This is a genomic window from Alkalihalobacterium elongatum (assembly GCF_019024285.1).
Taxonomy (GTDB): Bacteria; Bacillota; Bacilli; order Bacillales; family Bacillaceae_F; genus Alkalihalobacterium; species Alkalihalobacterium elongatum.
Genome location: NZ_WMKZ01000008.1, coordinates 59,445 through 72,525, shown reverse-complemented (window position 1 = coordinate 72,525; position 13,081 = coordinate 59,445). Strand labels below are relative to the sequence as shown.

The 13,081-nt window shown below is 36.5% G+C and carries 14 protein-coding genes; 4 read left to right on the top strand and 10 right to left on the bottom strand.

Annotated elements, in window-relative coordinates:
- Positions 1 to 2 precede the first annotated feature (2 nt).
- The 7 genes from cysC to GKP30_RS11020 all read right to left on the bottom strand — a co-directional run bounded on the left by cysC (position 3) and on the right by GKP30_RS11020 (position 5,445).
- Entirely contained in the window at positions 3 to 596 is a 594-nt protein-coding gene (gene cysC / locus GKP30_RS11050; RefSeq protein WP_216829501.1) for an adenylyl-sulfate kinase, read from the bottom strand.
- A gap of 106 nt (positions 597 to 702) precedes the next feature.
- Positions 703 to 1,779 carry an inorganic phosphate transporter gene (locus GKP30_RS11045; protein ID WP_328703145.1) on the bottom strand — a complete coding sequence of 359 codons (1,077 nt, stop codon included), beginning with the start codon at positions 1,777 to 1,779 and terminating at the stop codon, positions 703 to 705.
- A 59-nt stretch (positions 1,780 to 1,838) separates the two neighbouring features.
- Complete coding sequence (sat, locus tag GKP30_RS11040; protein WP_216829499.1) at positions 1,839 to 2,978, bottom strand: sulfate adenylyltransferase; 1,140 nt, start codon at positions 2,976 to 2,978, stop codon at positions 1,839 to 1,841.
- Between the two features lie 77 nt (positions 2,979 to 3,055).
- Positions 3,056 to 3,781, bottom strand: a complete 726-nt coding sequence (locus GKP30_RS11035; protein WP_216829498.1) for a phosphoadenylyl-sulfate reductase — start codon at positions 3,779 to 3,781, stop codon at positions 3,056 to 3,058.
- A 155-nt stretch (positions 3,782 to 3,936) separates the two neighbouring features.
- Entirely contained in the window at positions 3,937 to 4,086 is a 150-nt protein-coding gene (locus tag GKP30_RS11030) for a YezD family protein (protein WP_216829497.1), read from the bottom strand.
- Positions 4,087 to 4,355: 269 nt separating this feature from the next.
- Positions 4,356 to 5,117 carry a DUF4097 domain-containing protein gene (locus tag GKP30_RS11025; protein WP_216829496.1) on the bottom strand — a complete coding sequence of 254 codons (762 nt, stop codon included), beginning with the start codon at positions 5,115 to 5,117 and terminating at the stop codon, positions 4,356 to 4,358.
- 76 nt (positions 5,118 to 5,193) lie between these two features.
- Positions 5,194 to 5,445: a hypothetical protein gene (locus GKP30_RS11020; RefSeq protein ID WP_216829495.1), complete on the bottom strand. Its 252-nt coding sequence runs from the start codon at positions 5,443 to 5,445 to the stop codon at positions 5,194 to 5,196.
- Between the two features lie 223 nt (positions 5,446 to 5,668).
- Between GKP30_RS11020 and cbpB the strand changes: the two genes are divergently transcribed.
- Positions 5,669 to 6,106, top strand: coding sequence for a cyclic-di-AMP-binding protein CbpB (cbpB, locus tag GKP30_RS11015; protein ID WP_216829563.1), 438 nt, complete (start codon positions 5,669 to 5,671; stop codon positions 6,104 to 6,106).
- A 105-nt stretch (positions 6,107 to 6,211) separates the two neighbouring features.
- A complete protein-coding gene (namA, locus tag GKP30_RS11010) occupies positions 6,212 to 7,228 on the top strand; it encodes an NADPH dehydrogenase NamA (RefSeq protein WP_216829494.1) in 1,017 nt (338 codons plus the stop codon).
- A gap of 38 nt (positions 7,229 to 7,266) precedes the next feature.
- Here namA and GKP30_RS11005 read toward each other — a convergent pair whose 3' ends face one another.
- On the bottom strand, positions 7,267 to 7,698 hold the full coding sequence (locus tag GKP30_RS11005; RefSeq protein WP_216829493.1) for an SRPBCC family protein: 432 nt from the start codon (positions 7,696 to 7,698) through the stop codon (positions 7,267 to 7,269).
- A gap of 83 nt (positions 7,699 to 7,781) precedes the next feature.
- Here GKP30_RS11005 and GKP30_RS11000 point away from each other — a divergent pair, with 83 nt between their 5' ends.
- Both GKP30_RS11000 and GKP30_RS10995 read left to right on the top strand, forming a co-directional pair.
- Positions 7,782 to 9,026, top strand: a complete 1,245-nt coding sequence (locus GKP30_RS11000; RefSeq protein WP_216829492.1) for a DUF4236 domain-containing protein — start codon at positions 7,782 to 7,784, stop codon at positions 9,024 to 9,026.
- Between the two features lie 8 nt (positions 9,027 to 9,034).
- Positions 9,035 to 9,643 (top strand): CPBP family intramembrane glutamic endopeptidase, encoded by a 609-nt coding sequence (locus GKP30_RS10995; protein ID WP_216829491.1) that lies wholly within the window; start codon positions 9,035 to 9,037, stop codon positions 9,641 to 9,643.
- Between the two features lie 70 nt (positions 9,644 to 9,713).
- Here the strand turns inward: GKP30_RS10995 and GKP30_RS10990 are convergent, their stop codons facing one another.
- Together GKP30_RS10990 and GKP30_RS23505 are read right to left on the bottom strand one after the other, a co-directional pair.
- Positions 9,714 to 10,151, bottom strand: coding sequence for a YaaR family protein (locus tag GKP30_RS10990; RefSeq protein WP_216829490.1), 438 nt, complete (start codon positions 10,149 to 10,151; stop codon positions 9,714 to 9,716).
- 116 nt (positions 10,152 to 10,267) lie between these two features.
- Complete coding sequence (locus GKP30_RS23505; protein WP_236035032.1) at positions 10,268 to 13,066, bottom strand: flagellin N-terminal helical domain-containing protein; 2,799 nt, start codon at positions 13,064 to 13,066, stop codon at positions 10,268 to 10,270.
- Between the last annotated feature and the right edge of the window lie 15 nt (positions 13,067 to 13,081).

Below are 13,081 nucleotides of genomic sequence, written 5' to 3'. Positions count from 1 at the left end.
AATTATATAATACCTTTTTCCTCTAAATATTTGACTACATGATTAGCTGCTTCTTCAACTGATATTGAATCGGTTTCGATCGTTAGCTCTGGTGAAACTGGTTCTTCATATGGTGAACTAATCCCTGTAAACTCTGGAATTTCTCCCGCTCTAGCTTTTTTATATAATCCTTTCGGGTCTCTTTCTTCGCATTTTTCTAGAGAACACTTCACATATATTTCAACAAACTCTCCAGTTTCAACCATTTTTCTTACATTTTCTCGGTCTTCACGAAATGGGGATATAAACGCTGTACTCGTAATAACACCTGCATCAACAAACAATTTTGCTACTTCACCAATTCGACGGATATTTTCTTTACGATCTTCATCACTAAAGCCTAGCCCTTTATTAAGCCCATGACGGATATTATCTCCATCAAGTACATAACTATTTAGATGTCGTTCAAATAATAAATGATCTACAGCATTTGCTAATGTGGATTTACCTGATCCAGACAATCCTGTAAACCATAAAATCACACTTTTATGCTGATTTTTACCTTGTCTTTTTTCTTTGTTTATTGTTGCTTGGTGCCAAACAATATTATTACTCATATTTCCACCGCCCTATAGTTATATATTTATCCTTATAAGAATACTTGGTTTTATAGATAACAAATTTTAAATTACTTGACAAAAATCATCTATTTGCTGTGACAGGCTAAATTCCACCACCATGATCATGAAATGCTCGTTTTTCTTTTCTCACTGCCCGTGCTAGGCTAATAGAGCCAACCGTGGCAATAAACACACTTACGATGACCACGACTGTATAAAAGTCTGCTTGTAGGAACACAAGGATTAATCCATAACTCATTACCAACGAAAAAACTGGAGAAACTACCCAGACTTTCACTATTTTTTTTATAATTCCTTTTTGCCATAATTGAAAGCCATTTTCCGCTGTACCAATACCAACAATCGCAGAAGTCGTTACTTGAGTTAATGGAACAGGTAAGCCAAAGATTGATGCAATAATAACTAATGTTCCACCAGTCGTGGAAACAGCTGTTCCTTGCATTAATGATAGTGTAGTAATTCGCTTTCCATTCGTTTCAAGAACGCGACCACCTAGTAATATTGCTCCTAATCCTACAAATACTCCACCGAGAATGACCGCTGTAGAAATATCAATAAGGCCAGCACCAACAAGTGGTCCAACTGCATTAGCTACATTATTCATTCCAGCTGCGTACGCTTCCAAACACCCAGCTAGGATCAGTAGTACGACCAGAATTTTCTTCCACTTTCCTGTCCCTGTAAAACTAGGATACTTTTTTTCCAGCTTAGTTATGAATTTTCCTGCTATGAAGGCTAATATAAAAGCTACAATTGGTACAATGACCCAAAAAGATACGATAATGATTAACTTTTCAAAAAAAAGTGATTGAAAGGCAATACCTGCTCCAACGATTGCCCCAACAACTACTTCACTAGTTGAAAGAGGAATTCCCATTAGGTTTGCGATAAAAAGGGTTAAACAGGCTGAACCTAATATAATGATGACTAACTGCACATCTATAATTGAGGAGGGAATAATTCCCCCCCCTATCGTTTTAACTACTTCACCACCAGCTAAAGCACCTATAAAGGCACTAACAGCTACTAATATCATCGCTACTCTCTTGTTTGGAATAGCTCCACTACCATATGCTGGCCCCATTGCAGCAGCTGTCCCACTAGCACCAATATTCATAGCAAAAAATAAAGCAATTATAAAAGCAAGAGAAATTAACAGCATATGGCAATCACCATTTCAGCATGATGATGAACTTTTCTCATAGCGTTCTCTACTCCTTATGCATGAACCTTGCTCATGCCTCGAATTAATACTTCTACAACTTCTTTGCGACTAAATTCTGGTGGCGGTGTTTGACCGTTACTTAACATTTCACGCACTTTCGTTCCAGATAAAATCACATGGTCTTCTTTTCCGTGTGGGCATGTTTTCGTACTCGCCATGTTTCCGCAAGCTTTGCAATAAAAGCTGTGTTCAAAAAATAATGGTGTAATACCTAGTTCCTCTGACTCAAAGTTTTGGAATATTAATTGAGCATCATACGTTCCGTAATAATCTCCAACTCCAGCATGGTCACGACCTACAATAAAGTGCGTGCACCCATAGTTCTTACGTACAAGCGCATGGAAAACAGCTTCTCTTGGTCCTGCATAACGCATTGCAGCAGGGAACACTCCTAGAAATACTCGATTTTCTGGATAATAGTTTTTTAGTAGGACCTGGTAGCTTTCCATTCGAACATCTGCTGGGATATCATCTGATTTTGTTTCTCCAACAAGAGGATTTAAAAATAATCCATCGACGATTTCAAGTGCAGATTTTTGAATATATTCATGCGCACGATGGACGGGATTGCGAGTTTGAAAGCCTACGACCGTTGCCCAGCCTTTATTTTCAAACGTTTTTCTTGTTTCAATTGGATCTAAGTAAAACTCTTTAAACCTCTCACGTTCTATTCGTTTAACAAGTGTAATTGGTCCTGCAACGTATACATTTGGACGTGAAAATAATTTTGCGACACCTGGATGTGCTTTGTCACTTGTTCTGTACACATTTTCAGCCTCAACCTCTTTGTTTGGTACATAAAGTTCAGCTACTTCAATGACACCATAAACAAAACCATCTTTAACAAGTTTTACTTGTTCACCTACTGCTAATTGTTCACTTTTCTCCTTTGTAACTGGTAATGTGATCGGAATACTCCAAACAGTCCCATCTGCTAATCTCATGTTTTCTACTACAGATTGATAATCAGCTTGATTCATAAACCCAGTTAACGGACTAAATGCTCCATTAGCAATTAACTCTAAGTCCGATAGTGCAAAATCATCTAATTCAATTTCCTTCGTAATGTGAGACAGATCAAAATTCTCATCAATTAAATTTATTAGCTGACCACCATGTGCTTGAATTGTCATTCGTATTCTCTCCTTTTTTAATTGCTCTATTATTAATTAGACTAGCGTGAGCTTTTACAAAGTCTTTGAAGAATTTCTTACTTTTTGGTACTACCAGAAAGATGTAGACCGCATTCTGTTTTAGCTGAATTCGCCCAGCGACCGCTTCTCGGATCCATTCCTTCAGCAACTTGTGATGTACAATGAAAACAGCCAATACTTGGATAATTATTATCATGAAGTTCGTTATATGGGAGATTATGAATTTTAATATACATCCAAACCTCTTCCTCTTTCCAATGAATTAGCGGGCATACTTTTATAGAATGAAAACGTCGATCTAGATTAACGTATTGAGTATTTCTTCTCGTTGGTGATTGCTCTCTCCTAAGTCCTGAAATCCAAGCTGTGTACTTGGAAAGTTCTTTTTCCAACGGCTCTAGCTTCCGCAATTGACAGCATCGATCAGGGTTTCTTTCCCATAACTTCTCCCCATAAAGCTTTGTCTGTTCTTCAACACTTATTTCTGGTTGGATGACTCTTATGTTCAACTGTGGGTATCTGCGTTTTGCTTTTTCAATTAATTCATAGGTTTCTTTAAAATGAAAATTTGTATCAAGAAATAGGATTGTTGCATCTGGCTTAACTTTACTTATTAAATCAACTAACACGACACCTTCAGCCCCAAAACTACAGGAATACACTAATTCATCTCCATATGTTTCATAGGCCCACTTAAGAACATCTATAGTATCTTTTTCCTTTAATACATTCTCGTTCAAATGTTCAAGTTGTTGGTCAGTTATTGTTTCAAAGGTAATCATTAAACACTCTCCCCTCTTTTAAATCATTAAGTTCCCTTTACTATGCATTTTTTGCGTTTTTACATTTCTTCGATAACGAAAAAGACGGCATTCAGCATAGAGGAAATCCCTTACTGAATGCCGCCTCTAGTTTGTCTAGTCAGCGACTTTAGCCCTTATTTTAATCGAACCTTTTCATTTTTTTCGATTTGTATGATTTTCTCATCTTGAACGACAATCGTGATTGAGCCGTATTTTAAGTCGTTGAGGAGAAGTTTTATTTTTTCAAAAACTTGCTCTAGGTCTTGGTCGTGTCTTTTCCCCACCGGCTCTCCTCCCTTTTAATTCCTTGTAATTTTATCAGTTTTATATGTTTAATAGAATTATATCCATCTTCTAACATAGTGTCAACCAACTTTTTGAAATTATCATGTTGTCCCATGAGAAAGGGCTAACTAACTTGTATTGACAATAAATAACCTGGACCATAAGTGACCTAAAGACGATGGTACGAGAAATAGTAAGTAAACAAGTCGATAAAAAAGCCAGTTATCCTGATAAAATTCAAGATAACTGGCACATATCAATTTATACATTATTGATTAATATTTCCTGTTACATTTGTAATTTCTATTGAACCACTACGATTTTCTAAAATATTTACATCACCATCAACTTGGTCAACATAAATTGAACCAGAACCACTACGTATTTGAATTAGTCCCTTTATCTCTTCTACATTTATTTGCCCTGACCCACTAATTAATTTAACATCTCCTGTGCTGTTCTTAATATGAACCGCACCCGAATTATTATTAATCGAAATATCCCCAACACTATCTGTTAACTCAATGGCCCCTGTGCCATCAGTAATGGTAATATTACCATTCATATTCCCTATTTCGATCTTCCCTGCACCTTGTGTAAGAACTAAAGAATTGGACAAATCCTTTATTCTTAAACCACCACCATCATGGTTCATAATTACTTCAAGCTCATTAGGAATATATGCTTTAATATGGATTCGTGCCTCTATAGGAGACTGATCACCACGATATATATTTGTTGTTAAATGTGCTTCATCTTCAACTTGCTCTAAAGAAACACTCATGTTATCTATTTGGAATTGTTCCGTAAGCTCTTCTTCCTCACCTCTAGATGCAAAGGTAGCAACTACTTTAATATCTGTTCGGTCTTCACCGTAAACTTCTACTTCCCCTTCATCTAAATCCATAATAACCTTTTGTAATTCTTTAGCATCTAGAGAATATTCTTGCTCATTTTGAATCATTGTTAAATTACAACCAACTAAAAAAAGTAGAGAAAAACCTACTAGAAATAAGCCGAGTTTCTTCATTTAAAAATAACCTTCTTTCACTTTATCTATATCGGCTTTACGATACCATATGGTGTAAAAAGTGTACAGTGAAAACTTAGCGTCTTTTTACGAGATCTGAAAAGTTTATAACTACTGCTGGTTTCTTTTCCATCACTATAAATTCCGTTTTAAACCCTTCTTTTTTTCTTTTTAAAAATGTTTCTTTTGTAATAGGTCTTGGTGCAGACCAAGTTAATGACTTTATATTTTCCCACGAATCGTGAGTAATAATTTCTTGTTTATAATAATAACAATTACCAGAAGAGTATTGTTTACAAATGTATTTGACCGTTTGTTTCGTATGCATACTACGTTCAACTCACTTTTAACTTTTCATCTAGTTTCACCAGCTTTACTTATTTTCAAACGAACTTACCCTTATTTATCATCAGTCAACCCTAATGTGACATATAATAACCATGGAAGCGCTTTCTGTAGTTCTTGACAAAATTTTCTGTTCCTCATAGTATTAAATTGTGCACAATTACTTCGTATTTTACAATTTTTATAGAGAAGAAGTGATGCTGATCATGTTACAAAAGTTAAAAGACAGTAATATTATGGATAATGAAATCAAAGAATTAATGATATGTGCTGACAAAGTTGCTCATGTTCAATTAGGAAACCCTCTCGAGCATGCCCTTCTCGTTCTTATTAAATCAGGTTATTCCGCAATTCCTGTTCTTGATTCAAATTACAAACTTCATGGACAAATAAGTAAAGCTCGAATTTTGGATTCAATACTGGGACTAGAACGATTTGAATTAGAACGCCTCAATGAGCAACGTGTAGAAGATGTTATGGAAGAAAAAATACCTTGGATTAATAAAAATTCTACTTTCTCAAGAGCGTTGGCAATGTCTATAAACCATCCATTTATTTGTATTCTAGATGATGACCGCTCATTTATTGGCATACTTACTCGAAGGTCAATCTTAGCTTTGATTAATCGCTATCTCCAAAAGTAACAAAATCTAAACTGATCCGCTTAAAAAGCCGATCAGTTTATTTTTATTTCTAAAGAATGCTAGAATAACAATAATGGCTGTAACATATAGAAAGGAGTTATAAAAATGAATACTGCTTTATTTTCTTCAATTACAATAAAGAATGTTACATTACATAATAGAATTGTTATGTCTCCAATGTGCATGTATACTGCCAATATAGATGGAAAGGTTAAGCCGTTCCATCTAACACATTACGGTAGTAGGGCTATTGGCGGTGTGGGATTAGTGATGATTGAAGCAACATCGGTTACACCCGAAGGACGTATTTCCAACCATGATCTTGGTATTTGGAATGATGAGCAAATTGAAGGCTTGCGTATTATAGTTAAAGAGGTTCACCTTTATGAATCAAAGGTAGCTATTCAGTTAGCCCATGCTGGACGTAAAGCGATGGCTGATGGAGATGCAATTGCTCCAAATACAATTCCTTTTAATGAAAAAATGAAAACACCAATTGAAATGGATAAAAAAATGATTAGTGATACGATCCAACAATTTAAAGCTGCTGCAATTAGAGCCAAAGAAGCTGGTTTTGATATCATAGAAATTCACGGAGCTCACGGATATCTTATTAATCAGTTTCTGTCACCTTTAACGAACAAACGAACGGACGAATACGGAGGAAGTGCCGAAAACCGCTACCGCTTTCTAGAACATATAATCACCGAGATTAACACGGTTTGGAGTGGTCCCTTATTTGTAAGGATTTCTGCAAATGAATATAGTGAAGGTGGAAATGACTTAAATGACTTTATTTATTTCGCGAAACGAATGAAAGACCAGGGAGTAGATTTAATAGATGTAAGCAGCGGTGGTGTCGTTCCTGCTCCTATTCAAACCTATCCAGGATATCAGGTACCTTATGCCGAAAGAATTAGAAACGAAGCAAACATTAAAACAGGTGCTGTAGGTTTAATAACATCAGGTATTCAAGCTGAAGAAGTTCTACAAAATGAGCGAGCTGATCTCATCTTTATTGGACGTGAATTGTTACGTAATCCTTATTGGGCATTACAAGCAGCAAAAGAGTTGAAGGTACAAATCCCTACTCCAAGGCAATATGAGAGAAGTTGGTTTTAAACGAAAAGTGCGACGATGGTACTCTCAACGTCGCACTCTTATTTCGTTAACTTTTGTACCAATACTTTTTTTCTTCCAGTAAACATTTGTTTTAGAACAAGCGTAACAAATAAATTAGGCACAGATGCCTTATAATTAACAATATCAGTCATTTTTGTTTGTTTCCCAACAGCTTCAAACCTATGCTGATGTTTCCATTCTACGAAAGGGAACGGAAGTTTTAAACCTGTATCTATAAAATACTCTTTCTCCTTAACTTCAACGATACTGGCCACCCAACTTTTTTTCATTACTCCAAAGTCCAATTCCATCTCAATTAAATTCCCTTCCACTGTTCTTGGGTCTGAGGATAATTTGATTTTAGGAAAAGATGTTATGACAGCCAAATTTTCTGCACTCTTAAAAAAGTCCCAAACCTCACTTAGTGGAGCATTAATTATCGTTTCATATCTAAAAGTGCCTTTCCCCACTATACCACCCCCCGTTCGATACTTTATTCTTATTTTAAGTTTATAGTACAATAAATGTAAACAAATACGACTGGAGGATCACAATGAGCTTTCGCTTTCAAAAACGAGTTCGAGTAGCACCTGGAGTGCGACTGAATATAAGCAAACGAGGTGTGAGTACTTCAATTGGTCCAAGAGGGACAAGCCTAACTGTTGGCAGGAGGGGCCTTTATGGTAATGTCGGGATACCAGGGAGCGGTCTCTCATACCGTACACGCATTGATCGAAAAAGCGGCCAGAGGCTATTTCAAGTATCAGAAAACGAAAAGACATATGAAAATGTCCAATTAGCTTTTAATAAACAAGAAAATACTGTCCAATTTATAACAGATACTGGAACACCCTTACCCACAACAGTTGAAAGAAAGCTTAAAAAAGAATTTTCAGCTGAAATAGATAGTATTTATCAAGAAAAAGAACAGGAAATTAATGCTCAAACGGAAAGACTAATGCAATTACACCTTCAAGTATATAAGCCTCTTTCGATCGAACAGTTACAGCAGCATATACAACGTAATCTTTCTTTTGAAGAAAAGGCCCCAGATCAAAAGGAAATTTTTGAACAAGTAAAGGCTGAGCGAAAAGAGCGATTAAGTAAAATTGCAAGCTTAGCATTGCTCCTTCCTTCTAAAAGAAAAGAGTTCGTTAATCAAGTGCAAGATGAAGCAAAGCTAATTTTTGAAAAGGAGTTGGAAGCTTATAACGAGCAGAAGCAATTATATATGGAAGAAAAACAAAAACGCGAAAAACTTCTAGATTCTGTTCTAAAACATGACCTAAACTCAACAGAAGAATGGCTAGCCCTGCACTTAGAGGAACTAGACTTTCCTTTAGAAACGAATGTAGATTTTAAAATGCTAAACGAAAACATGATTTATTTTGATGTCGACCTTCCAGAACTTAACGAAGTACCTTTGGAAAAAGCTACGATAATGAAGTCTGGAAAACTAAAAATACAAGAGAAATCTCAGCGTGAAACGAGGGAACACTACGCTGTTATGGTAGGAGGTACAGCACTGTATTTATCTTCTTTTGCTTTTGCCTTTGTGCCAACTTGCGAAAAAGTTGTTATTTCTGGCTATACACAACGCTTAAATGAAGCAACGGGCCATAAAGATGATACATATATATACAGTTTAATCGTCGAACGAGACCGCTTCTATTCGCTCAATATGAGTAACCTCCATCCTATTTTAGCTTTTGAAAATTTTGAACATAGGTTAAATGCAACAAAGACGTATATTTTTAAAGAGATCATTCCGTTCGATCCTGAAAAAATAACTAGGTAGGGAATGATATGATGCAAATACTAAAACTAATCTTAGGTGGACTGATTGTTGCTCATTTCTTACTATGGTTAAGCTTTGCATGGCAACCTTTACCTTTTTGGGTCCTATTTCCATTCGCCTTACTCATATTAATTGGTATAGCCATTCTATTTGTACCAATAAAATTACAACCTGTTTCTTTTTCTGATTATTTATTGGGACTAGGAACTGGATTTGGGCTTTATATTCTTTTTGCCCTCGGAAAAAATTTAATTGAATGGCTCAACTTACCGTTTATAGAGCAACTTCATTCACTCTATGCACTTGTTCAACCAGTTGAGTGGTGGCATTATCTCATGTTATTTTTAATCGTTATTCCAGGTGAAGAGTTATTTTGGCGTGGGTTTGTTTTTCAAAAGGTAAATGAATACGTGAGTCCGATTCTTGCTATTATCATCTCTTCAGTTCTTTACGCCTCGGCTCATATTTACGCAGGTACTTTTTTATTACTAGTAGCAGCGCTAATCGCTGGTCCTGTATGGGCATATCTTTATTATCGAACACAAAACATTAATATAGCCATTTTGTCGCATAGTATTTTTAATTTATTTTTATTAGTACTGTTACCTCTGTTGTAAAAAAATACCCAAGCCTAAGTTTCTTCTTAAGCTTGGGTATCGCTATCCATTAAGTCCTATTCTATTTTCTTTACGCATAAATATTAACGAGTAAACCTTTAATTTCCCCGACCATATCAAGAATTTCAAGACCTCTTTTTTGCTTATCCAATACAGCATTGGTTAAATCTAATAACTTGCGGTCTACTTCTTGAACAATTTTATAAACCTTTGTTCGACCACGTCGATTAAATCCTCGTTTCTCTTCTAGACGGAGGCCTAAAGAAACGGCATCTTCCATAAACTCTTTGATGAGTGCTTTATATTTTCGCAGTTCATCAACAGTACGTGTTTCTGATAACACTTTTCCTTGATCATCAATCTTCTGCATCAATTGATTGATTCGTTCATACGCTTGTTCATCCCGTTGGTTACCCATCACTTCAGCAAATGAAACGGAAGCCGTGGGACTATGTGTTTTTTGATCAACTCTATTTAAATTAGCTCTTCCAATACGTTGAACATCCATGCTTTTACCGCCTCTACAAAAATTTCTTCTCTCATTTTATCATATTGGCTTCAAATCAATAAGCCTAAGAATAATGAAGACTTGACCATAATTGGCCAAGTCTCCAGAAGTATCCATTATTGAAGTAATTGAAGAACACCTTGAGGTAACTGGTTCGCTTGCGCAAGCATCGCAGTTGCCGATTGATTAAGAATATTGTTCTTCGTGAATTGTGTCATTTCTAGTGCCATATCAGCATCGCGAATACGCGATTCCGCAGCTGTTAAGTTTTCATGAGTGACTTGAAGATTGTTAATTGTATGCTCCATACGGTTTTGTGTTGCCCCGAGTTTAGCACGGACATCTGAAAGGATGTTGATCGCCTGATCTAGAGTAAAGATCGCTTGGTTCGCACCTGCTTGTGATGTCACATCTATTTCTTCAATTCCTAAAGTAACAATATCTAAACGTGGTACGTCAATCATTACGTTTTGGTTTGTATTAGGACCAATTTGGAATGCTAGAGCATTATTAGTGATAGAGAACTTTGTCACTCGATCTGTTGCAGCTGAAACGTCAGCTGGAGTAATCGCAGCCGTTACATTAATCGTCCAAGCATCACCAGCTACAGGTGAAATAGAATTGAAGTCTATCTCCAGACCGTCAATAACAGCTTTACCATTTATTAAACCAAGGGCTTGTGGAGTACTGTTATCACCTTTATTTAGAACAAAACCTTCTCCATTAAAAGTTACATCCCATCTTGCGTCAGGGCCCGTATACGTTGTTTCATCAGTGAAAAGAATTTCACCAATCCCTTTGTTTCCTGACAATGGAGCAGTTACTTCAATAGTCCATTGATCTCCAGCTAATGCTGCTCCTGTAAGATTTAATTCCAGTCCATCAATTGTCGTCGGGAACGTAATTTCTTCTGAACCATTTCCTCTATCTAAAGTATAGCTATTTCCGTCATAAGCAACGTGCCATTCTCCTGTATAATCTCCAAAATAGGAATTAGCATTAGGAAATTCTATTTGACCAGTTCCTCTGTTTCCTGTTGGAGCCGTAACGTCAACATACCAACTATCCCCTGGAACTGCTTCTTGAATGCCTGATAGATCTAGGTTTAATCCATTTACCGTTAGACCTGTTGCAAAGTGCTGTGGAAGGATAGCCACCGAAGTACCATCTTCTTTAGTTAAAGTGTAGTTATTATCGTCGTCTTTTGCGATGGTCCATCGTTCAGTAGTTGTACCAATATAACCATCTGCATTCGAAATAATTAACTCTCCAGCAGTATCTGAATTCCCCTCGACTGCTGCTGAGATTTTGAATTTCCACTCATCGCCTGCAACTGGAGTTCCATTAATCGTTACTTGAACACCATTGATGTTAGAAATATCATTAACTTCTATTCCGTTTAAACTGTACCCATTTCCATCAAATTTTAAAATCCATTCTTCATCTTGATCTCCTGTAAAACCTGATGCATCAACAGTAACATCCCCATCTTTTCCTATTCGACCAGCTGTAACATCAATAATCCATTTGTCACCTACAGTAGCGTTTGTAATTGCCGAGAAGTCAAGCTCTAATCCATCAACTACGACTTTATCTACATTCGAAGTATCTAGAGTGGTTGTTGATGTTCCATTAGTTAATTCGTACTTCCCATCAGCATTAACAGTAATTTCCCATCGACCAGAAGAACCTTTGTATGTTTTTTCATCAGTAATTGTAATATTCCCAGTTCCTATGTTGCCAGGGTTAGCCTCTGCTGATGCTGTACTCTCAAGCGCTACACCTAATGGTTGCATAGCTGTTTTTGAATCGGTTGTTGCATTTGTTGTTACTAATGCGTTAACGGATGTGGTTGCTGGTATGCGTTCAGCTGAAACATGTGTCGACACCGCTGTTGCAGGCTTTGGTATTACTGTTGTATTTTCCTGACTAATTTTATTATCAAATGTAAACTCAACCCCACCGTGTCTAATAACACCATTTCTAGTTGACATTGTTTTTTCTGCAGCTATTTTATTAAGTTCAGTTGGGCTGTCACCGCGGTAGACAGAGAATGTTGCCTCTTGTTCAATCGAAACTTTAATAGTTCCCGCTTCTTTAATGTTAGCGGTGTTGATATTTATACCACCAATTGAGAATATATCACCTTCTGATTTAACGGCGACTGATCTTTCTTCAAGAGGTAAACCGTTGGGTCCAATCACTTGGATCGTTGCACTATGTTGTGTCCCGTTATTAGTTTCATTCGCCAAGAAACTTCTTACATTAATTGTGTATTCGCCAAAAGCTTGAGGGTAATATTTACTATTTGTATCTAAAGCAATATCATTATTACTTGAGATACCAGCACCGACTTGGTTAAGCTTGACAACTTCTTTAGTATCTTCAACTTTAATATGGTAATCGCCCGTTTCTAATCGTGGATCAATTACTTTAGGTGACCCTTTTACGTTAGCTCCATTATCTGCTGCTTCACTAATTGAAGAAAGGACTGCACTAGATCCATTTAATAGTTTACGAGTGTTAAATTCAGTTTTTTCAGAGATACTATCAATCTCTAATTTTAATTGCTCAATTTCTTTTTGGATCTGCTCACGGTCATACTCAGTATTTGTGTCGTTTGCACCCTGTACTGCTAATTCTCGCATACGCTGAAGGATCGCATGAACTTCTTGAAGCGCTCCTTCAGCTGTTTGCATTAGAGAGATACCGTCCATCGAATTACGTTCTGCTTGTTTTAAACCACGAATTTGCGAACGCATTTTTTCTGAAATCGCTAAACCTGCTGCATCATCTGCTGCACGGTTGATACGTAAGCCAGAAGAAAGTTTTTCTAAGTTTTTAGAAGTATTGAACTGATTTGCGTGTAAATTACGATATGCATTTAAGGCTTGGATGTTATTATTAATTTTCATTTTTATATACTCCTC

Bases quoted from the DNA above. Each gene is read 5' to 3' on its own strand.
- cysC (WP_216829501.1), bottom strand. From the start codon at position 596: ATGAGTAATAATATTGTTTGGCACCAAGCAACAATAAACAAAGAAAAA.
- sat (WP_216829499.1), bottom strand. From the start codon at position 2,978: ATGACAATTCAAGCACATGGTGGTCAGCTAATAAATTTAATTGATGAG.
- GKP30_RS11035 (WP_216829498.1), bottom strand. From the start codon at position 3,781: ATGATTACCTTTGAAACAATAACTGACCAACAACTTGAACATTTGAAC.
- GKP30_RS11025 (WP_216829496.1), bottom strand. From the start codon at position 5,117: ATGAAGAAACTCGGCTTATTTCTAGTAGGTTTTTCTCTACTTTTTTTA.
- GKP30_RS11020 (WP_216829495.1), bottom strand. From the start codon at position 5,445: ATGCATACGAAACAAACGGTCAAATACATTTGTAAACAATACTCTTCT.
- cbpB (WP_216829563.1), top strand. From the start codon at position 5,669: ATGTTACAAAAGTTAAAAGACAGTAATATTATGGATAATGAAATCAAA.
- namA (WP_216829494.1), top strand. From the start codon at position 6,212: ATGAATACTGCTTTATTTTCTTCAATTACAATAAAGAATGTTACATTA.
- GKP30_RS11000 (WP_216829492.1), top strand. From the start codon at position 7,782: ATGAGCTTTCGCTTTCAAAAACGAGTTCGAGTAGCACCTGGAGTGCGA.
- GKP30_RS10995 (WP_216829491.1), top strand. From the start codon at position 9,035: ATGATGCAAATACTAAAACTAATCTTAGGTGGACTGATTGTTGCTCAT.
- GKP30_RS10990 (WP_216829490.1), bottom strand. From the start codon at position 10,151: ATGGATGTTCAACGTATTGGAAGAGCTAATTTAAATAGAGTTGATCAA.
- GKP30_RS23505 (WP_236035032.1), bottom strand. From the start codon at position 13,066: ATGAAAATTAATAATAACATCCAAGCCTTAAATGCATATCGTAATTTA.